This window comes from Nocardia sp. NPDC006982, assembly GCF_042869435.1.
In the GTDB taxonomy this organism is placed as follows: Bacteria; Actinomycetota; Actinomycetes; order Mycobacteriales; family Mycobacteriaceae; genus Nocardia.
Window position 1 is genome coordinate 1 of the sequence record NZ_JBIAFV010000008.1, and the last position, 18,587, is coordinate 18,587.

Genomic DNA, 18,587 nt, shown 5'->3' on the forward strand with positions numbered 1-18,587 from the left:
GGTCGACCTGGCGGCGACGACACCAACACCAGGCGAAGCAAGCCCACTACCACCGAAGACAGGCATTACATCACGAAGTGATGCTGGAGTACTAGGCGCACAACGCCATCTACACCGCGATCACCCGCAATAGCGGTGTTCCCGGCGACTGACGTCCGACTCGGGCACCCCAGTGCTCACTGGTCGATGCGGCAGCCAGTTGCACCGACCCGATCACTGTTCCGCGCTGAACCCAGTACGGCTTTTCAGCAAGGCGGCGGTGGCGGCACTGTACGCGCGACTCGCTTCCAACGGACGCAGGGTCGGGTAGTTCGATCGGTGCGTGACGATTACGCCGTTCGACACGGTTACGGTGCGATCCGGGACGGTGGCAATGCAATTGCCGCCGGATTTGGCGACGAGATCGACGATCACTGTCCCTGGGCGGAGTGCGTCAAGCGCCGTGGCGTCCAGCAGCAGAGGGCCACGGGAGCCGCGGTGCACGGCGGCGCAGATGATGAGGGCGGGCGGGTCGGCGGCGAGGTGGGCGAGAAGCTCGTCCGGATTCGGCAGGAATGCCTTGGCGCCGTGCCGGATTGCGGTGGACTCCTGTTCCTTGCGGTTGCCCAATGCGGTCGGCTCGTCGCCGTGGGCGGCCGCCGTGGCGATGGCGGCGAGTCCGGCCCGACCGCAGCCGAGGATCAGGGCGCGCACGGGCCCCTCGGTCGAAAGGAGTTGTCGCCCTTGCTCGTAGGCGACTTCGCCCGCTATCCGGCTCATCGCGGAGAGCGCATCGATATCGGGGCGGGAGTGCGGAACGGTTTCATAGCCGACGGATTCGATACCGCGTGCGCGCAGTCCCGCGATCACGTCGTGGCGCTGCAGCGGATCCTGGAATCCGATGAGGGTCATCCCCGCGCGCACCGAATCCAGTTGGTATACCGGAGGTTTCACCCACACGACCACATCGCAACGCGCGAAGATCTCCGCACGCTCGCCCACCTGTGCCCCGGCCGCCGCGTAGTGCGCGTCGTCGAACCCGATAGACCGGCCCGCATCGTGCTCCACGATGACCCGCACGCCCGCGAGCCCGCGCACATCGTCCGGTATCAGCGCGACGCGCCGCTCCGCAGCAGCGGTCTCCCGTAGAACTCCGACAATCATTGTTGTCCGATGACCGGCAGACCGCACGCGGCCAGCACTTTGGGATAGGTCAGCCCATTCCGGATCTCATACAGGAGCTGTTCGAGCCGGTCGAACAATTCGTCGACCAGATCCGCCGACTCGTGCCCTGGCGCCTTGCGCGGCGCGAGCACGTTGAATCGGACACCGAGTCGCTCGGAGCCGGTCCGATCCAGCGCGACACTGTCGATTCCAGCGCCGGCGAGCAGCAGATCCTCTATCTCCGCACTGGTTTCGACGCCTGCCTGGTCGAGGACCGCATCGTCGAAGACCACGGTGAGGAACATGCCCTGTCGACTGCCCAGCGGCCGAATGAATTTCCCGCCGAACCGAGCATTGATCGCATCGATGTGCCCGTGCGCGCGACCGAGCTGGTCGAGCATCCGCACGCGGTTCTGCGCGAAGTAACTCTCGGGCGTGTGCTCGACAATCGCCCGCGCCAGATGCGTCGACTCACGCTGGAACGAAATGGTCAGCCGCTCGCGAATCCTGGCCAGCCATTCGGCATCACCCGAGCAGGCCGCGCCCAGCTTGCACGGTCCGAAGGCGTTATAGCCCTTGGAGTTTCCGGTAATGGTCAACACCTGGTCGTACAGCCGACGGGTGCCGTCGTCGGTCGCGATCTGCACTGCGGCGATCGGAATGTGCTGTTCCACCATGCAATCGAAGGCCATATCGCAGATGACGGGTACCCCACTGGCAACAAGCACCCGCCCGATCGCCAGCAACTCCTCGGCCGAATAGTCGGTGAACACCGGATTTCCGGGCAACGTGAGCAGCACGCCGCACAGTTCGTCACGGTCGGCGAAGTAGTCCAGGCAGGATGCGAGCAGGTCCGGGTCGATCTTGAAGGAGTCGTCCGGGGCGACCGGGCACGCCTCCATCCGCAGACCGTACTTCTCCACGTGAATGCCCGAGCTCTTGTACAGGCCTTCCGGATACACGATCACACCACCGGGGCGGGCCAGCGTCGCGACCGCCTCCTCCAGCAGCATGGTGCTCGAGTAAGGGCAGACAATAACCTCCTCCGGAGATACCCGGACTCCAGGTATCCCGTCGACGGGCTCGGCCAATCGCCCGAACAGCTTGTGCGCTGCCAACTCTCGCAATACCAGCGGCTGTCGCTTGTGATACAGCGTGCCGTCGGCGTATTCGTCCGGGGGTTGGGTATGCACCAGTTCGCGCCATGCCAGATCCAGGGCGGCGATGGCACTTTCGGCCAGCGGTAGACCGGTCTCGCCGTGGTAGGCGTCCAGCACATCCGAATACGTCCGCTCGCCCGTCCCCGCGAACTGCGGCCGCACACCCAGATGCCGCCGCACTTCCCGCTTGCGCTCCTCGGAGCGATTGGTGCGGGCGGCGAGACTGGGCGCCGGTGTCCGCCAAGGCAGCCGATCGTTTTCAGCCTGCCGAGTCACGACACCTCACTTTCGAAGGACGGCTCTCCCGGCGCGGTCATCTCGCGCCAACTCTGTTCCAGCGCCGCACGGAACAGAGCGCGGCAATCGCCCTCGGTGAGGCGCTCGTAGCCGGCCAGTTCCGGTGACGCGACGATATCGTTGACGACAATGCCCGAACCGGCGGCCTTGAGCTCATAAAGACGCTCGAACCGGCGCACCGCGAATGCGACATCGTGCTTCAAGGCCGAGAAACGAGTCGCCACGCGCGCCTGCCGGGAATAGTCGTATTCACCCACGGCGACGTACTTTTCGTCGACGATGAGCATGCTCTGCGCATTGCGCGCGTGCTCGCGCTTGACCAGCACGCTCTCCACTCCGGCACGCGCCTGCTTCCACAATTTGTCGTCATAGGGCCACACATCCTCGATCGTGTCGAGGACATACATGCGTCGCACATCGATTCGGGGCGGATGGGTCGTATCGGCCAACCGCAGAATCGCGGCGTGATAGTCGTCGCCGACATCGCCGCCGATGGTGCCCAGATCAGCGGTGTGGATCGCGCGAACCGACGCCTTGGCCTGCTCGAGGATCATCAACCAGTCGCTGACGGTATTCCATTCCCAGACGGTCGCGCTGCGCGAGGGGATCTGCGCCAGGATTTCCTCGGCCCGCTCCAACTGCCGATCCGCGATCATGCGCAGCGGTTCGATCTCCTCCCGCGCGGAGGTCGCATCGATCAGGCTGCCCGCTATGCCGAGCGCCCGCTCGACGAGTTCAGGGTCCTTGCCGAGCAGGACATTGAAGCGCATGCGCAGATCGTGATATCCGCCGCCGGCGATACCGTCGGCGATACCGTCGGTCGAGGGCAATTCCTGGCCGAGCGCCAGGCTGAGACGTTCGCGCAGCGGTAGCGGTGGCACCCGAGTCCCGTTCTCGATCTGCTGGATCAGGCTGCGCGAACAACCTGTCTTGGCCGCGAGTGCGGCCTGGGTGAACCCGCGTTCCGTGCGGAGCCGACGGACCAGATCCCCGAGCTGCTCATCGTCCGGCCCTGAGCCAGCCATGCGGCGCCTCCATCTCTACGCTCGGATTTTCAATGCTCACGATGTGTCATCCGACGTCATCATAGCTACGTTACGCCGCAAGACAGCAGTAGCGACGACGGAAGTTTTCTGGTCGATCGCTGGAAACCGAACGGGCGGGCCGATATTGCGCAAGGCCACTCCGATATCTACTACCTCGAACGCGCGTAGCGGTACTCAAAGCTGCTCTCACGGAGCAGATTCCAGATACACAAGTCCGAATTTGATGAAATATAAGCGATATTGATTGAGAAATATCTTCAGATAGCTTCTATGCTTAGTTGACATCCAGAAGTGGCTATCAATAGCATTGTTGTCAGCGTCACATCTGATTCGGAGCTCGCGCCCCGGGGACAGATGGTTTCGATCGACCAAGGGAGGGGTCATGACACTGAGGCTGACCGACTGGTTGATCACCAGCGACATCACCCCCGAAACCGCCCGCTACACCGGCAGCGGCTGGGTCCTGAGCTGGCTGCCCGGCCGACTGCTGACACGGGAACAGGCCATGACCGGCATGGTGCTCGACGAGACCCTGAGCGATCCGGATCCCGAAGACTACGTGCTCGCCATGGAGATTGCCGCCATCCGGGCCGCTGATCTCGGCCTCGAACTGGCTCAGGCGGTCGTGCTGCTGCACGCCCGCATCGTCGAACGAGACCGGCGGCAAGCCGGCGCCAACTGCCGCATCGCGGTACCGACCACACCAGCCGCGTAACGGCAGTTGGCGCCGCGGAGGGGTCGGCGCCACCTGACGTCGCGCCGAAACAGGGTCCGGCGAGTACCGCTCGCCGGGCCCTGTTTCACGAGCCGGAACGCCGAAGACTACGGCACCGAACCGAACGCCTGCTTGAAGTCGGGGCACTCGACCAGCGGTTGGTGGGTGCAGGTGGCTGCGTGGCGGAGGCTGTCGCGCATGCGAGTGAGTCGAGCGATGTCCTCGTCCAACTGCCGGGCCTTCTGCGCCATATGTCGGCGGAGTTCGGCATCCGCTGGCGTGGCCACGAGGAACCGCGCAATCTGCGCGAGTGTGAAACCCGCTGCGCTAGCGCAGGATACGAGCGCCAGACGGTCGATCACCTCGGGCCGATAGGTACGCCGCAGACCGTTGCGCCCGTCGGATTCGATGAGCCCGCGCTTCTCGTAGTACCGCAGCGCCGACGGCGCCAATCCGGACCGCGTGGCCACTTCCGCGATATCCAGCACCATCACTACTCCTTGACTTGAAGCATGCTTCAAGTCAGACGATAGGCCAATGAGCGAAATAAAAGAAGAGCTGCACCCCCAAGTCCAGGCGTATCTGGAACGTCTCGCACGCGCGGATTTCGGCTCGGTGCACACCTTTACCCCGGAGCAGGCGCGCGAGGGATGGCGGCGACAGATCGCCCTACTCGGTGAACCGGAACCCGTTGCCGATGTCGAGAACCGCACCGTCGCGGGCATAGGCGGACTCCGGATCTACACCCCGGATGGCGAAGGCCCATTCCCCGCATTGGTGTTCTTCCATGGTGGCGGCTTCATGCTCGGCGATCTGGACACCCATGACGGACTGTGCCGCAGTCTGGCCAACGGTGCGGAATGCGTCGTGGTCTCGGTCGACTATCCCCTGGCTCCAGAACACAAGTTTCCCGCCGCACCCGACGCGTGCTTCGCGGCGACGCAGTGGGTCGCCGAGCATGCGGGGAGCATCGGCGTCGACGCCACTCGCATTGCCGTCGGCGGTGACAGTGCGGGCGGCAATCTGGCGGCGGTTGTTGCGCGCACGGCACGCGACAACGGCGGTTCGGCACTGATTTTCCAACTGCTGATCTATCCCGATCTCGATTTCCGCAGAACGAATTTCAGCATCACGGAGTACGCGGGCAAGTACGGAAATATCAGCCGCGATGCCCAGCACTGGTTCATGGACGGTTACTTGAATACTTCCGAGGAGAAGCTCGACCCGCGGGTTTCCCCACTGCTCGCCCCCGACCTGGCCGGGCTACCTCCGGCACTCATTGTCACGGCCGAATACGACGCCCTGCGCGACGAGGGCGAAGAGTACGGTCAGCGACTCGAGCAGGCAGGGGTCCCGGTCACGGTCGCCCGCTATCCGGGGATGATCCACGAATTCGTCCGGCATCCTTTCGACGACAGCCAACGCGCCCGGCTCGATGCGACTACGGCGCTGCGGAAGGCATTCGCCCGGTAGCGAATTGCGTCAGTCGGGGTTCGACGGTGCTCGGGAAAGGACAATGGGCATCCGCCACAACAGGCGCACCGGATTGTCGGTCGCGCGACGCAGGAGCAGCCATTGTGCGATGGCCGCCATGGTCGAACCGAGCGAGGTCACCACGGCGAGAAATCCCCAGTGGGTAAGACTGGCGGATGCGTAGCTGGCGGTACTGGTGCCCGGGATGGCCAGTTTGCCTCGACCGGTAGCCCAGTTCAATATCTGTCCGATCTGACCGCCCAGATCATAGGTGCGACCGGTCATCGCCTTGAGTTCGGCACCTTTGCCATTGAGGTAGATCAAGCACAGGATTACAAAAAGTGCGGCACACGCCAATGAAATCACCGTCAGGCGGGCGAGAAGTTCATTGCGAAGGCGGATGTTCAGCACTATGGCGCAGAGCGCGATGATGATGGCAGCGCTGGCGAGGATCGCCCACATGCCGGTGACCGGCGGGGTTTTGGGCGCCACTTTCGACCAGACGTTCATGGCGTTCGTGGTTATTTCCAGCCGACCGAAGGCGTTGGCGGCGACCCTGCCGTCGGGCCCCTGCGCGGTGATCCACGATTGGAACAGCAGGATGAAGGTGGCGGCACTGCCGACCGCCGCCAGTACGTAGCCCCAATAGGTTTGGAGCGGTCCCAGCCGCGCCCGGAGCTCTGTCAGCTCCGCGGCGCGCCCCTGTGTCGCTCTCGTCGGAGCGGTCCCGTGTCGAGATGTAATGGCTCGGGCGGAGTTCGGCTGCTCCATCAGCTCAGCTTAAGTGGCGGAGAACACTCGAACTCACCTCCAGTGGGAAGCTCGGTCGAGCTGCGCGACTGGGTTTCGTGCCTGGTCCGGCCGGTCACTGAGCACCAACGCAGCCTGGGGAACAGATCCGGAACCCGAACTGTTGCCAATCCCGGGGGTTCGAACGAGAGTGAGGTCGACCGTGCGGGTCGAGATCTGGACCGATATCAATTGCCCCTTCTGTTACCTGGGCAAGAAGCGGTTCGAACAGGCATTGACCGACTTCCCGCACCGCGCCGACGTCGAGGTGGTGCACCGCTCGTTCGAACTGGATCCGACGCTGCCCGCCGACGAATCCGGACCGGTGATCGCCAAGATCGCGCACAAATACGGCATCAGCGAGGCGCAGGCGGCCGCCAATGAACGCGGCATCGGCGCACAAGCCGCGGCGATCGGTCTGCCCTATCTGACCGAAGGTCGCGATTACGGCAACTCCTTCGATATGCATCGCCTGCTGCACTTCGCACTCGCCGAAGGCAAACAGGACGGCCTCCTCGACGCCCTCTACCGCGCAAATTTCGCCGAAGAACAGTCCCTGTTCGCCGATAACGAGCGCCTGGTGCGACTCGCCGTCGCCGCCGGACTCGACGAATCAGCCGCGCGCACCGTCCTCGACGAACCCGATGCCTACGCCGACGCAGTCCGCGCCGACGAACAGGAAGCCGCCCAACTCGGCGCCCGCGGCGTCCCATTCTTCGTCTTCGACCGCAAATACGGTGTCTCCGGCGCCCAGCCCTCCGAAGTCTTCGCCCAAGCCCTGGACCAGGCCTGGGCCGATCGGGAGCCGGTCATCCAAACCATCGGTGGAGCCGAGGTCTGCGGGCCGGACGGATGCGAGTTGCCCGCGCGCAATTAAGCTGCGGCACAGTCCTATTCGGTTTCCTCAGTCGACTTCGCGGCAGGACCGAGCCGCACCACACCGGCGTCGAGATCGATCTCGACACGCGGGCGGTGCACCTGACCGTCGCTGTCCTCACTGCCCTCATCGGCCAGCTTCTGCCCGGGGAACAGTTCACCCATAACGCCCATAGTTCGACGATAGTCCGCGTAGCAAGGGACATCGCCAGGTCCGCCCCCTCCGGGTTCACCGGAAAGGCCGGTACTCAGGGAGCGGCCGAGATCACGCTCAACCCGACTTATCGGGTTTGCGCCAGGTTTCCCGAAGTAGCCCGTCCGCCACAGGACGCGGTTCGCCAGTTCGGCTATGCGCCAGCCGTCCGGCGTGCGCAGGAGATCCGCGGTGATAACACCACCTGCGCTGTCATGCTTCGAAAGTCGTCGATAGACGTGGGTCGACCGGCAGTTCGCGAATCCGGCGTAGCTCCTCGAGAACCAGATGGACGGCCGCACGTGGCGGTGCGCCGCGGCGGATGACGGCGGTGATCGTGCGGGTGACGGGATTGGCGAGTTCCCGGGTCGCGACGCGATAGCGCGGATCGACCGCCAAGCCGGGCAGCAGAGCGATCGAAAGTCCGGCCTCGACGTGCTGCAACGTCATCAGGTAATTGCTGAACCGGCACACCACCCGCGGTTCGAATCCGGATTCGCGGCACAGCCGGGTGGCCAGATTCGCCATATACGACTTCGGCATATCGAAGGCCCACGGCTCGTCGGCGTAGGCGGCGAGGTCGGCGGGTCCGCGGGCAGCGCGCTCCGGTGGCAGAACGAGCACGATCGGATCGGTGGCCAGCGGCACGATATCCACATCCGAGCCGAGCGGATGTTCGACGAAATCGGTTGTGGTGATGATGATGTCGGCGTCGCCTACCCGCAGCGCGGGCATGCTCTCGTGCGGTTCCAGCTCGACCAGTTCGACATCGAGATGCGGATGCGTCTGCGCGAGGCGCGTCACCGCGGGCACACACAGCGAATGGATGGCGCTCTGGAATGCGCCGAGCCGGACCGACCCGACCGGTTCCTCGCCGAGGCTGCGCAGCTCCGCCTCGACGCTGTCCATCTGATCGAGGATGCCTCTGGCGCGGCGCGCAAGCATCAGCCCGGCGGGGGTGAGCCGGACCCGCCGGCCGGTGCGTTCCAGCAGCTGGGTGCGGGTTTCGGCCTCCAGCACCGCGAGCTGCTGGGACACGCTGGACGCGCTGAGGTGGGCCGCCTGCGCGACCGCGCGGACGGTGCCGAGCGAGTCGAGCTGGCTGAGCAGGCGCAGTCGCCAAGGGTTCAGCATTGGTCCATTGTTGTGCGGCTCAGCCGAACAGCACAGCCGGAAATGTGAGATGGACCCGATGCTCGGACGGCCCTTACCGTCGAGAATATGGCCGCTCCAATCACCGCAGCACTGTCCACCGACGACTTCTGGGCCGACGCCGATCGGCACCTCATCCGCTATGCGGGCGCGGGCGAATTCACCCGCGAAATCATCACTCGCGCCGCAGGAAGCTTTCTGTACACCGAAAGTGGCAGGAAGATATTGGATTTCACCTCGGGCCAGATGAGTGCCATCCTCGGACACGCGCATCCGGATATCGTCGCGACGGTTCGACGCCAGGTCGGTGAGCTCGACCATTTGTTCAGCGGCATGCTGAGTCGTCCGGTCGTCGACCTCGCCCGGCGACTGGCCGAGACTCTGCCCGAGCCGCTGGAGAAGGTTCTGCTGCTGACCACCGGTGCGGAGTCGAACGAGGCCGCGATCCGAATGGCCAAGCTGGTCACCGGAAAACACGAGATCGTGTCGTTCGCGCGCTCCTGGCACGGTATGACGCAGGCGGCGGCGAGTGCCACCTACAGCGCGGGGCGCAAGGGCTACGGTCCCGCCGCACCAGGGAATTTCGCCATCCCCGTGCCGAATTCGTATCGTCCCGACTTCACCACGGCCGTCGGTGAACTCGACTGGCGGCGACAACTCGACTTCGCGTTCGATCTGATCGACGCTCAGTCGGTGGGCAGCCTCGCGGCCTGCCTGGTGGAGCCGATTCTCAGTTCCGGCGGCGTCGTCGAGCCGCCGCCCGGCTACTTCGCCGCGCTGCGGGACAAGTGCCGCGAGCGCGGCATGCTGCTGATCCTGGACGAGGCGCAAACCGGCCTGTGCCGCACCGGATCCTGGTACGCATTCGAGCGCGACGGTGTCGTCCCGGACATTCTGACCCTGTCCAAGACGCTCGGCGCGGGGCTGCCGCTCGCTGCCGTGATCACCAGTGCCGACATCGAAAAGCGGGCACACGAGCGCGGGTTCCTGTTCTTCACCACCCACGTCTCGGATCCGCTGGTCTCGGCGGTCGGCAATACCGTGCTGGATGTCCTCGTCCGCGACCGTCTCGACGAGCGTGCCGCGGAACTCGGCACCTTCCTCCGTCACGGTCTGGAGCGAATCGGCCGGCGGCACAGCGTAGTCGGCGATATCAGAGGCCGCGGCCTGCTCGTCGGATTGGAACTCGTCCTCGACCGCGAAACCGAACAGGGCTCCGACGAACTCGGCGCACTCGTCACGCGGCGCTGTTTGGCGCTGGGCCTGCACATGAATATCGTGCAGCTCCCAGGAATGGGCGGCGTCTTCCGCATCGCCCCGCCCCTGACCGCCACCGAAGACGAACTCGCCCTCGGCCTTTCCATCATCGATCAGGCCATCGGCGACGCAGTCACCAGCGGCTGAGGATCAGTTGCCGTTGACGCCGGTGTTGATCCGAACCACGACCTTGTCATCGGTGACGTCCTGCACCGTCGCGCTGAACCCGTTGGTGGCTTGGGTCTGCCCGACCGGAATATCGACCTGCTGACCGGCCACCTTCAGCGTGACCGTATTGCCTTTCACCGCAACGAGTTCCGCTTCGATGCCGAGCACACTGGCCTTCGCGTTCACGCCACGCGTGAAGGTGACCGTACAACCGCTGACCTGACACTCGGACTTATACCCGGCCCCTTCGGACGTGCACGCCGTCACCGCGAGGGGTGTGAGCAGGGCGAACGCGGACAATGCGAGCATCCGTGGCACAGACATGCGGGCCAGTGTAGGTGGCGATGGTCGCCGGGGACCGGCCACACCACTTGGCTCGGTGTGGCCGGTCGCCGGTATCACACGGGTCTGCGCCTGGTCAGCGGCTGAGCATCTGCAGGTGCCTGGCTTGCTGCCGGAGATGGTTCAGCTGCATGTCGGCCTGATTTGCCCGGTCCTCCGCCCGCGCCGCCAGATCCTCGGCCCGCTGCGCCAACTGGGTGGCCTCATCGGCCTGGCCTTGCGCACCGACCGCCCGCTGCTGCAGCTGATTGGCCTCCCCCTGAGCTTGCTGCGCCAGACTTTCGGCCTGCTGCGCCTGGCTCTGCGCCCGATCCGCCTCGCTCTGGGCCTGCTGCGCCTGATGTGTGGCCTGCTGTGCCTGATGACGAGCCTGCTGCGACTGCTGAACCGCCTGGATCGCGCTCTGGTGCGCGATCTGGGCCTGATTGTTCACCTGCCGCGCCTGCCCCTGCACCTGGCGTGCCAAGGCCGCAGCCTGGCTCGCGGCCTGGCGGGCGTTCTGTGCGTCTATGCGGGCCTCATTGCAGAAGGCCTGGCACTGGATCTGCGCCATTTCCGCATCCCGCCTGGCCACATCAATCTCGTCGCCTGCGTGGATGCCTTCCATCGACCGCTTTTCTGTAGCTACATCCTGTGCTGCCATATTCGAGCTCCCTTCCAGAAAGTGTGGGTGTTGCTGGGAAGAACTCGCATACCAACGGGTCTCATCCTTGCCGAAGCTGAGGAGTACCGCAGCAGCTTCCACACAATCGATAGAAAAAGCGGGAACACCCGTCGCTCGACGCCCTTAATGTGGCGCAGATCTAAGTGCCCGCCATCTCGGTGACCGGGGTCGGCTGATCGAACACCTGCGCCAGTAGACCAATGGCATTCGATTGCTGACGTAGATCGAGCGGACTCGGCCGGTCAGGATGCTGTGGTCGCCGCCGTCGACGACGTTCACGAGTTCGCAGGCCAGGCGGGCTGCGGTGTCGGGGAGGCCGGGTAGGTCTAACTCGCAGGGCCGCAACTCGCGCGGAGACGAAGGGGTGGGGGCTTGCTGATTTGTCCAGATAGATCAGTTGCTATGGGCCGGTCCAGGGACAGCGAGCTGAACGAGCTGTCGCTGAAGATCGCGATAATGCGTATATCGAATTATTTCGCCCTACCACGGCCGGGCGAAATTCTCAGGTGAACTGCTTCTTCAGCTCTCGCTTGAGCACCTTGTGACTCGGCCCGAGCGGAAGTTCCGTGACGAACTCGACCCGTCGCGGATACTTGTGCTTCGCCAAATGCGCACGCCCGTAGGCGATCACATCTTCGGCGGTCACCGGCGCCGCGGGCACGACGACCGCGCAGACCTCCTCACCGTAGGTCTCGTCCGGCACTCCGATGACGGCGACGGCGGCGATATCCGGATGCCGCAGTAGCGCCTCTTCGACCTCGGTCGGGTACACGTTGAACCCGCCGCGGATGATCATGTCCTTGATCCGGTCGACGATCCTCAGGTAGCCGTCGGCATCCTTGACACCCAGATCACCGGTGCGGAACCAGCCGTCGACCACCGCCGCCGCCGTGACCTCCGGCTTCCCGAGATACCCGTTGAAGACATTGTGGCCGCGGATGACCACCTCGCCGAGTTCACCGGTGGGCAGCAGCGCAATTCGCTTCGTTTCGGACGGATCCGCGATCTCCACATCGACGCCCCAGACCGAATGTCCGACCGTCCCGGGTTGCACGCCGAAGTCCGGCTGGTTCACCGCCGCCGTCGGCGAGGTCTCCGACAGCCCGTAGCCTTCCAGGATCCGCGCGCCGAAGACCTCCTCGAATGCCTCCAGCACCGGCTGCGGCAGCGATGCGCCACCGGAGATGCACAGCCGCAGCCGCGGCGGATCGGGCAAGTCGCGGGCTGCGTTGATCAAGCCGACATACATGGTCGGTACGCCGTGAAAAGTGTTGACACCCTGGGTCTTCATCAGGCGGATGGCTTCGGCGGCCGCGAAGCGGGGCAGCAGCACCAGGGTGGCACCGGCCCGCCAGGTGGCATTCATCGAGACCGTCTGTCCGAATACATGGAACAGCGGCAGCGCGCCGAGTGCCACGTCATCGCCGCGAACATCGTTGGCGTCGAAGGCATTCACCGTCGCGTTCAGCACCATATTCAGGTGGCTGAGCTCGGCGCCCTTGGGGCGACCGGTGGTCCCGCTGGTGTAGAACACCACTGCCGGATCCTCGGGGCGCCGCGTGACGAAGTTCGCAATGGGTTGTGCATCAAGGGAATTCGGCTCGACCAGGGACACCCCGGCGGCGGTCGCGGCCGCTCGGCCCACCTCCGCGAACCACGGATGACACACCAGCAAGCGAGCATCGCTGTCGCGCAGCACATGTTCGGCCTCACCCGCCGTCAGCAGCAGATGCACCGGGACCACCACCGCACCCGCGGCGATGATCGCGTAGTAGGCGGCCGGATACTCGGTGGTATTCGGGCACATCAGCGCCACCCGGTCGCCCGGCCGCACACCGAGTTCGATCAAGGCGGCGGCCTGGCTCCGCGCCCGGTGCCACAACTCCGCGAAGGTGATCCGCTGCACGCCTTCTATCAGCGCGATCCGCTCGGGTCGCCGTCTCGCCTGTTCGGCCGGGATGCTCGCCAGGGACAGTGTCGCGTTCATGCCGCACGCCCGGTGAATCTGGTCATCGCTCTCCAAAACTAGCAGCGCAAGTTTCCGGCCAAACCGTACGGGACGGAAACTAGCGGCGCAAGTTTTATCCGGCTGCTGCAAGAATACGAGCACCGAGAGGAGGCGATACATGGCCCGACCCCGCCGACCGCTGCTCACCCACGAGCGCATCATCGAGACCGCATTGGCCCTCGTCGATGCGGATGGGCTGGCTGCGGTTTCGACCCGCCGTCTCGCCGCCGAACTCGGCGTGCAGGGACCGTCGCTGTACAACCACGTCGGCACCAAGGACGAAATCATCGATGCGGTGGTCGATTCCGTGCTCGGCGAGGTGGACACCTCGATGTTCGGCGAACTGTCGGCCGATAATCCGGACTGGCGATCGGCGCCGCTGGGCCCATTCCTATCGTAGCGCGGTCGCCGCGCATCCCAATATCGTCCCGGCACTGGCGAGCGGCCCCGGTCTCCGGCCCAATGCATTGCGCATGGCCGATGCCGTATTCGGCGGTTTGGTCGCGGCGAATTGGCCGCGCCGGGAAGCCACGACCGTGGGCACGCTGATGCGGTACTTCCTCACCGGATCGTCGCTCGGCTCGTTCGTCGCAGGCTTCCCCGCCGACGCCGAGGTCTACGCCGAGGAGTACCCGCACCTGAACGAGGCACATCTGCTCGCCGAGCGGCAGCAGCGCATCGATCAGGACGCATTCGAGGTCGGTCTCGAATCGCTACTGGATGGGCTCGACGGGCGCTACCGGTTGCTGCCGCATACTCGGTAGCTCGATCCCGGTGCGCTGGTAGGCATCCCGAGCAGTCTGTCTATCAGGTCACAGGCGGCGCGGTTGTCGCGGCCGCACCAGCGCGACTGCCAGCGCATTTCGCCGACCGCGAAAACACCTATAAGAGAGCGGGTTTCATCGAATTCATCCGCCTCGGCGGCGCTCGTATCACGGCCGTTTCACAAGTTGCGTGTGCATGGGGTCACGTTGCCCCGCAGACCGCAGAGTCCTAACGTAACTTCTTGTTAACAGACGATGTCGTCTGTACCAATTCCTATTATTCGTCCCAGGAGGACATGCCCCGCAGCGTCCGCTTCCTCGAAACCGGAAGTGGCACAGCAGGTGTGGTTAGAAATGGCACACACAACGCCTTGGCAAGAAAACAATGTTCAGCTCGGTCGCCCCGGGAACGATGACGATCTCATCGGCGAGGTGACCGCACAACGTTTCGATCTACGATCCGATTGGGGGTATCTGTGTGCCCCGGGTCTGGGTCTGGTCACCTTCCTACTGCTGTTCCAGCCCTGGATTTCGGCAACCGGCCCCAACGGCACCGTCACCTCCAACGCCTTCGGCCGAATCGACGGATTCACCACCGGCTCATTCCAATCCGTGGTGAGCATCAGCAGCACCTGGGCCGTCCTCACCACATTGGCGGTCGCCGGTGCGGTCGTCGCGACCGTGATGTATTTCCGGCTCCGCAGTCGGCTGCTTTCCTATCTGGTGTTCGGCTGCAGCATTGCCGCCGCCCTTTTCGTACTCGCCGCTTTGTCCTACCTCAACGGCAAAGCGCCGGAGTTGCGTGAAATCACCGAATCCGGAAAACAGAGCGGACTTTTCAGCTGGCTCTTCGGTAATAATTCGGCGATCGACCTCGGGGGTGAGCACCGAATCGCCAGCGCCGGTCTCGATTTCGCCGCCACACTCAGCGCCGTCACCGCATGCGGTGCCGCACTGGCCGCCGGTGCCATGAGCCTGCGCAAGCAAGGCTTCACAGTTCGACTGATCTCGGCTCCACAGCCGAATGTCGCTGCGGCGGAAAGCACGCCGGAGCAGTCCGCCCAAGAAGCGTCGGACACCAACGTATTCCTCTGGGAACAGCTGGCTTTCGACGATGACCTGGCCGTTTACGACCCCCAGGTCCGCCGCCGGATGGTTCGTCGAACCAGGACAGCCGATCGCCGCCCGCCCGCGCGCGAAACGGCACTGACCAGGTAACGCCCGCAACGCAAGCGGACACGAGAGGGCCGGGCTGCCGATAGGCGCCCGGCCCGCTTGCATTGTGTTCGATTACCTCCGATGGGTCACCTATCACGGGAACGGCGAGAAGAAGCCGATCGCCGCACCGATGGCTGCCCCGATCGCGCAGCCGACGATGGCGCCGACCAGGAAGAACCAGATACCGATCGCAACGCCGACCAAGCAACCGATGGTTGCGCCGACAGCGATCGAAATCGGTCCCCAGGCCTGCTGCACGCCGGGCATATTCTGGGAGTTGACGGCCTCAGTTGTCGGTCCACCGACCGGCGTGAGGGTCAATTGCGTGCTGGTGCTGTCCAGCGCCGGTGTCACCGCGAGGCTCTGTCCAGCTTCGGTACGCAGGGTCGTCGGGATGCTGCCGACTACCGCACCATTGTCCGCGAGGACCGTGACGGCATCGGGTGTGACGACGAATCTGCCGGAGGCCAGGCTCACCAGAGCGCTCGTGTGATCGGCTGCGAGAGTCGTTGTGTAGGCGATCGGCCCGTCCGCGGCGTTGAGGCTGACATCTGTCAGCATCCCCTCACCGTGTGCGGTAGCAGTGGCTATGCCGGTCGCCGCGACGGCCATAAAGGCGGTCGCTATCAATTTCTTGACGAACATTGGACTTCCAATCATTTCCGATTTCAATTGACGTTCCCCGACAAACGGCACCGGATAGCTATAATGATGCTCCGCTCATTTGATTGAGTCGACAACTTCTTTACGGAATAAAGGTCGGTTTTATCCCCCTAGGGGATAGCGAAGTCGGATTCAGATCGAATAACACCGAGTGGTCGACTCGATTTCTCGCCGAGCGCGTCGTCGAACTGCGCGCAGCACCACCGAACGCCGAAAAACGATCGCCGATCGGGGCGAAATTCAGGTACCGCACTACTCGATACTTCGCGGCTCGACGGGCCCACACTCGTTGCGTGTCCACCGGTAAGAACATCGTCATCTGTCTCGACGGAACAGGCAATCAGGTCCGCGCCAGCGGTAGCACCAATGTGGTCCGCCTGTTCGAGATGCTGGACCTGAGCGATGCCACGAAACAGATCGCCTACTACGACCAGTACGTCGTCAGCGCCTACACCCGCAAGACCACGAACTGGCCGGAACTGCGCCGATACGCGCACCTTCTGCTCGAAGTCCGCGGACGGCGACTTCTCGATACCCATCGAATTCCTCGGCGTATGGGACACGGTCAAGGCGGCCGGACTGCTGCGCTGGGAACTGAAGTGGCCCTTCACCAGGCAGGTGCCCAATGTGGCGAAGGCGCACCACGCCGTTTCACCTACCGCCGACGGAAGGTTCCGGCGGGCGCTCGGGTGCACGCGAGCGTGCGGTCACGGAGCGAGAGCGACACAGCGTACGGAAAACGAATCCCCCGGGATGTCATGTGGGAAGACGAGAAATGGACGAAACTGCGAATTCAGTAGAGTACGCGAGCGGAATCTGTCCACCGGCCCGGCGCAGACTGCGTACCTTTGCGTTCGACCCGATGTCGACGCGGCTGTCCGGCCAATTCCTCACACTGGATATCCCATTCGAACACATCCGGGGTCCGGGCCCCGACGGCACACTCGTGCAGGTGGTCGACTTCGACGCCAGCCGCAATGCGTGGTACGACCCGGTCGACCTCGATGATCCATTTGTCTTGGCACAGGACGGAATTCGACCGACCGAAACCGATCCCCGTGCGCACCAACAGATCGTCTATGCGGTCGCGATGAGCGTCATCGAGCGATTCGAACGGTTCATGGGACGCCGATTTCGGTGGCACCGCGATCAGATCCTGCGTCTGGTCCCGCACGCCTTCGAAGGGCAGAACGCCTATTTCGATCCGCGGCGGCGCGCCTTGCTGTTCGGCTATTACCAAGCCGACGCCGAGAATCCGGGCGCCAATCTCCCCGGCCAGGTCATCTTCACCTGCCTGTCGAGCGACATCATCGCGCACGAGGTGACGCATGCGATCGTGCATCGAATCCGGCGGCTGTACAACGAATCCACCAACCGGGATGTCTTCGCCTGGCACGAGGCCGTCGCCGACTTGATCGCGCTGTTCCAGCATTTCTCCCACCGAGACGTGGTACTCGACGCGATCGCGACCACGTCGGGAGAACTCGAGAAGAGCGCGGGGCTGCTGGACCTGGCCCGGGAGTTCGGTGAGTCCACCGGACGCGGCGCGGCATTGCGTTCGGCGATAAAGGACCTCAGCCGCACACCCGAGCGATTTCGTGCGGCACAGGAGCCGCACGAACGCGGTGCATGTTTCGTGGCGGCGGTATTCGACGCGTACCGGGATTCTTACCAGAGCGCCATCGCGGATCTGCTGCGGATCGCCAGTGGCGGCACCGGAGTGTTGCCGCCCGGTCGCCTGCACCCGGATCTGGTATCTCGGATCGCCGACGAGGCGGTCAAGACCGCGGACCGGATGCTCGGGATGGTCGTGCGGAGTTTCGACTATCTCCCGGTACTGGACGTCACATTCGGCGATGTCGTCCGGGCGATCGTCACCGCGGATCGCGGACTTTATCCGGAGGATCGGCAACACCTGCGCAGCACCCTCGTGGAGGCGCTGCGGCGGCGCGGCATCTGGCCGGTAAGCGTCACCTCGCTGACCGATGAAGCGCTGGTCTGGCAACGACCGGACAATCCGATGAACCTCGGCGACGGCGATCACCCGGTGGATTTGTCCAGGGTCATCCTTTCCGCATCGAAGGATCTCGACCCGATCGGCATTCCGGGCGAATTGCGTACCCCCGCTGTGCTCGACGGCAACGGTGCCTCCGGCCGGGACAGTTCTTCGACCCGACATTCCGTTTTCGAGCAGGTCGCCCAGGAGCTCATCGGATGGGCCAAGGCGAACGCCGCTCGAATCGGACTGGATCCGAACTTCAAAATCAGCTGCGAGGGAATCCACGTCTCGTACCGCATGGCAGGCGATCGGTTACCGCGTCCCGAATTGGCCATCCAGTTGCTGCAGCGTCGCACGGATCTCGAGGATGCGGGCCAGGGGAAGCAGCAACCGGTGATTCGCGCAGGGACCGCGCTCGTCGTCAGCGCCGACGGGAGCGTGGACTATGTGATCGCCAAGCCGCTGCCGTTCAGCGACGAGTCGTCGGCGGTTGACGACACTGCCATCGCATTCCACCGGGCGGGCAAGCTGCGGCTGGCCGCGATGCGGGAATGGTTCGACCGGCTGGAAGCCGACGACGCGCTGAGTGCGTGGACTGCCGAGCACGCAATCCACCGCCTCGATTTCGCGGCGATACACGCGCTGACGGATGAGTAGGTA

20 protein-coding genes and 2 pseudogenes are annotated in these 18,587 nt (G+C 64.3%); 10 read left to right on the forward strand and 12 right to left on the reverse strand.

The annotated features are described in order from the left end of the window. Window positions 1–213: 213 nt before the first annotated feature. Genes ACFYOW_RS29260 through ACFYOW_RS29270 form a run of 3 tightly spaced genes read right to left on the reverse strand, consistent with a single transcriptional unit; the run spans window position 214 to window position 3,625 of the window. Complete coding sequence (locus ACFYOW_RS29260; protein WP_387293270.1) at window positions 214–1,143, reverse strand: hypothetical protein; 930 nt, start codon at window positions 1,141–1,143, stop codon at window positions 214–216. Continuing rightward, window positions 1,140–2,579, reverse strand: coding sequence for a pyridoxal phosphate-dependent aminotransferase (locus ACFYOW_RS29265; protein ID WP_387293272.1), 1,440 nt, complete (start codon window positions 2,577–2,579; stop codon window positions 1,140–1,142). The genes ACFYOW_RS29260 and ACFYOW_RS29265 overlap by 4 nt, the downstream gene beginning before the upstream one ends. Continuing rightward, entirely contained in the window at window positions 2,576–3,625 is a 1,050-nt protein-coding gene (locus ACFYOW_RS29270) for a helix-turn-helix domain-containing protein (protein WP_387293274.1), read from the reverse strand. Before ACFYOW_RS29270 ends, ACFYOW_RS29265 begins: the two co-directional genes overlap by 4 nt. A gap of 403 nt (window positions 3,626–4,028) precedes the next feature. On the opposite strand from ACFYOW_RS29270, the gene ACFYOW_RS29275 reads away from it, so the two are divergent. Beyond that, a complete protein-coding gene (locus ACFYOW_RS29275) occupies window positions 4,029–4,361 on the forward strand; it encodes a hypothetical protein (RefSeq protein ID WP_357467908.1) in 333 nt (110 codons plus the stop codon). 107 nt (window positions 4,362–4,468) lie between these two features. Here ACFYOW_RS29275 and ACFYOW_RS29280 read toward each other — a convergent pair whose 3' ends face one another. Next, window positions 4,469–4,852, reverse strand: coding sequence for a MerR family transcriptional regulator (locus tag ACFYOW_RS29280; protein ID WP_387293276.1), 384 nt, complete (start codon window positions 4,850–4,852; stop codon window positions 4,469–4,471). A gap of 46 nt (window positions 4,853–4,898) precedes the next feature. Here ACFYOW_RS29280 and ACFYOW_RS29285 point away from each other — a divergent pair, with 46 nt between their 5' ends. After that, the gene (locus ACFYOW_RS29285) at window positions 4,899–5,834 is read left to right on the forward strand and encodes an alpha/beta hydrolase (protein ID WP_387293278.1); all 936 of its coding nucleotides are present in this window, start codon (window positions 4,899–4,901) and stop codon (window positions 5,832–5,834) included. A 9-nt stretch (window positions 5,835–5,843) separates the two neighbouring features. Here ACFYOW_RS29285 and ACFYOW_RS29290 read toward each other — a convergent pair whose 3' ends face one another. Continuing rightward, window positions 5,844–6,344, reverse strand: coding sequence for a hypothetical protein (locus ACFYOW_RS29290; RefSeq protein WP_387293280.1), 501 nt, complete (start codon window positions 6,342–6,344; stop codon window positions 5,844–5,846). Window positions 6,345–6,786: 442 nt separating this feature from the next. Between ACFYOW_RS29290 and ACFYOW_RS29295 the strand changes: the two genes are divergently transcribed. Then, window positions 6,787–7,500, forward strand: a complete 714-nt coding sequence (locus ACFYOW_RS29295) for a DsbA family oxidoreductase (protein ID WP_387293282.1) — start codon at window positions 6,787–6,789, stop codon at window positions 7,498–7,500. 14 nt (window positions 7,501–7,514) lie between these two features. On the opposite strand, the gene ACFYOW_RS29300 is transcribed toward ACFYOW_RS29295, so the two are convergent. Then, on the reverse strand, window positions 7,515–7,673 hold the full coding sequence (locus tag ACFYOW_RS29300) for a hypothetical protein (RefSeq protein WP_327093711.1): 159 nt from the start codon (window positions 7,671–7,673) through the stop codon (window positions 7,515–7,517). Window positions 7,674–7,905: 232 nt separating this feature from the next. Beyond that, window positions 7,906–8,826 carry a LysR family transcriptional regulator gene (locus ACFYOW_RS29305; protein ID WP_387293284.1) on the reverse strand — a complete coding sequence of 307 codons (921 nt, stop codon included), beginning with the start codon at window positions 8,824–8,826 and terminating at the stop codon, window positions 7,906–7,908. An 87-nt stretch (window positions 8,827–8,913) separates the two neighbouring features. Here ACFYOW_RS29305 and ACFYOW_RS29310 point away from each other — a divergent pair, with 87 nt between their 5' ends. After that, window positions 8,914–10,248 carry an aspartate aminotransferase family protein gene (locus tag ACFYOW_RS29310; protein ID WP_387293286.1) on the forward strand — a complete coding sequence of 445 codons (1,335 nt, stop codon included), beginning with the start codon at window positions 8,914–8,916 and terminating at the stop codon, window positions 10,246–10,248. A gap of 3 nt (window positions 10,249–10,251) precedes the next feature. Here ACFYOW_RS29310 and ACFYOW_RS29315 read toward each other — a convergent pair whose 3' ends face one another. From ACFYOW_RS29315 to ACFYOW_RS29330, 4 genes are all read right to left on the reverse strand, one after another. Beyond that, window positions 10,252–10,593, reverse strand: a complete 342-nt coding sequence (locus ACFYOW_RS29315) for a hypothetical protein (protein ID WP_387293288.1) — start codon at window positions 10,591–10,593, stop codon at window positions 10,252–10,254. 94 nt (window positions 10,594–10,687) lie between these two features. Next, window positions 10,688–11,254, reverse strand: coding sequence for a hypothetical protein (locus ACFYOW_RS29320; protein WP_387293290.1), 567 nt, complete (start codon window positions 11,252–11,254; stop codon window positions 10,688–10,690). A gap of 144 nt (window positions 11,255–11,398) precedes the next feature. Continuing rightward, complete coding sequence (locus tag ACFYOW_RS29325) at window positions 11,399–11,620, reverse strand: flavin reductase family protein (protein ID WP_387293292.1); 222 nt, start codon at window positions 11,618–11,620, stop codon at window positions 11,399–11,401. Window positions 11,621–11,777: 157 nt separating this feature from the next. Then, window positions 11,778–13,262, reverse strand: a complete 1,485-nt coding sequence (locus ACFYOW_RS29330) for a long-chain fatty acid--CoA ligase (protein ID WP_387293294.1) — start codon at window positions 13,260–13,262, stop codon at window positions 11,778–11,780. 139 nt (window positions 13,263–13,401) lie between these two features. Between ACFYOW_RS29330 and ACFYOW_RS29335 the strand changes: the two genes are divergently transcribed. From ACFYOW_RS29335 to ACFYOW_RS29345, 3 genes are all read left to right on the forward strand, one after another. Beyond that, the gene (locus tag ACFYOW_RS29335; protein WP_387293296.1) at window positions 13,402–13,683 is read left to right on the forward strand and encodes a TetR/AcrR family transcriptional regulator; all 282 of its coding nucleotides are present in this window, start codon (window positions 13,402–13,404) and stop codon (window positions 13,681–13,683) included. Beyond that, complete coding sequence (locus ACFYOW_RS29340; RefSeq protein ID WP_387293298.1) at window positions 13,574–14,047, forward strand: TetR/AcrR family transcriptional regulator C-terminal domain-containing protein; 474 nt, start codon at window positions 13,574–13,576, stop codon at window positions 14,045–14,047. Before ACFYOW_RS29335 ends, ACFYOW_RS29340 begins: the two co-directional genes overlap by 110 nt. A 354-nt stretch (window positions 14,048–14,401) precedes the next feature. Further along, complete coding sequence (locus ACFYOW_RS29345; protein WP_387293300.1) at window positions 14,402–15,265, forward strand: hypothetical protein; 864 nt, start codon at window positions 14,402–14,404, stop codon at window positions 15,263–15,265. 93 nt (window positions 15,266–15,358) lie between these two features. Here ACFYOW_RS29345 and ACFYOW_RS29350 read toward each other — a convergent pair whose 3' ends face one another. Next, window positions 15,359–15,910: a hypothetical protein gene (locus ACFYOW_RS29350; protein WP_387293302.1), complete on the reverse strand. Its 552-nt coding sequence runs from the start codon at window positions 15,908–15,910 to the stop codon at window positions 15,359–15,361. A 311-nt stretch (window positions 15,911–16,221) separates the two neighbouring features. Here ACFYOW_RS29350 and ACFYOW_RS29355 point away from each other — a divergent pair. The 3 genes and pseudogenes from ACFYOW_RS29355 to ACFYOW_RS29365 form a co-directional block, all read left to right on the forward strand. Beyond that, a pseudogene (locus ACFYOW_RS29355) lies at window positions 16,222–16,365 on the forward strand (phospholipase effector Tle1 domain-containing protein); the annotation flags it as partial. Next, window positions 16,331–16,522, forward strand: a pseudogene (locus ACFYOW_RS29360) (hypothetical protein); the annotation flags it as partial. The pseudogenes ACFYOW_RS29355 and ACFYOW_RS29360, both read left to right, overlap by 35 nt. Window positions 16,523–16,790: 268 nt before the next feature. Continuing rightward, window positions 16,791–18,584: a hypothetical protein gene (locus tag ACFYOW_RS29365; protein ID WP_387293304.1), complete on the forward strand. Its 1,794-nt coding sequence runs from the start codon at window positions 16,791–16,793 to the stop codon at window positions 18,582–18,584. Window positions 18,585–18,587: the final 3 nt, after the last annotated feature.

What these genes read in the sequence shown, in the direction of transcription:
- ACFYOW_RS29260 (WP_387293270.1), bottom strand. Translation starts at nt 1,143, where the DNA reads ATGATTGTCGGAGTTCTACGGGAGACCGCTGCTGCGGAGCGGCGCGTC.
- ACFYOW_RS29270 (WP_387293274.1), bottom strand. Translation starts at nt 3,625, where the DNA reads ATGGCTGGCTCAGGGCCGGACGATGAGCAGCTCGGGGATCTGGTCCGT.
- ACFYOW_RS29275 (WP_357467908.1), top strand. Translation starts at nt 4,029, where the DNA reads ATGACACTGAGGCTGACCGACTGGTTGATCACCAGCGACATCACCCCC.
- ACFYOW_RS29280 (WP_387293276.1), bottom strand. Translation starts at nt 4,852, where the DNA reads ATGGTGCTGGATATCGCGGAAGTGGCCACGCGGTCCGGATTGGCGCCG.
- ACFYOW_RS29285 (WP_387293278.1), top strand. Translation starts at nt 4,899, where the DNA reads ATGAGCGAAATAAAAGAAGAGCTGCACCCCCAAGTCCAGGCGTATCTG.
- ACFYOW_RS29290 (WP_387293280.1), bottom strand. Translation starts at nt 6,344, where the DNA reads ATGAACGTCTGGTCGAAAGTGGCGCCCAAAACCCCGCCGGTCACCGGC.
- ACFYOW_RS29300 (WP_327093711.1), bottom strand. Translation starts at nt 7,673, where the DNA reads ATGGGCGTTATGGGTGAACTGTTCCCCGGGCAGAAGCTGGCCGATGAG.
- ACFYOW_RS29305 (WP_387293284.1), bottom strand. Translation starts at nt 8,826, where the DNA reads ATGCTGAACCCTTGGCGACTGCGCCTGCTCAGCCAGCTCGACTCGCTC.
- ACFYOW_RS29310 (WP_387293286.1), top strand. Translation starts at nt 8,914, where the DNA reads ATGGCCGCTCCAATCACCGCAGCACTGTCCACCGACGACTTCTGGGCC.
- ACFYOW_RS29315 (WP_387293288.1), bottom strand. Translation starts at nt 10,593, where the DNA reads ATGTCTGTGCCACGGATGCTCGCATTGTCCGCGTTCGCCCTGCTCACA.
- ACFYOW_RS29320 (WP_387293290.1), bottom strand. Translation starts at nt 11,254, where the DNA reads ATGGCAGCACAGGATGTAGCTACAGAAAAGCGGTCGATGGAAGGCATC.
- ACFYOW_RS29330 (WP_387293294.1), bottom strand. Translation starts at nt 13,262, where the DNA reads ATGAACGCGACACTGTCCCTGGCGAGCATCCCGGCCGAACAGGCGAGA.
- ACFYOW_RS29335 (WP_387293296.1), top strand. Translation starts at nt 13,402, where the DNA reads ATGGCCCGACCCCGCCGACCGCTGCTCACCCACGAGCGCATCATCGAG.
- ACFYOW_RS29340 (WP_387293298.1), top strand. Translation starts at nt 13,574, where the DNA reads ATGCGGTGGTCGATTCCGTGCTCGGCGAGGTGGACACCTCGATGTTCG.
- ACFYOW_RS29345 (WP_387293300.1), top strand. Translation starts at nt 14,402, where the DNA reads ATGGCACACACAACGCCTTGGCAAGAAAACAATGTTCAGCTCGGTCGC.
- ACFYOW_RS29350 (WP_387293302.1), bottom strand. Translation starts at nt 15,910, where the DNA reads ATGTTCGTCAAGAAATTGATAGCGACCGCCTTTATGGCCGTCGCGGCG.
- ACFYOW_RS29365 (WP_387293304.1), top strand. Translation starts at nt 16,791, where the DNA reads ATGTCGACGCGGCTGTCCGGCCAATTCCTCACACTGGATATCCCATTC.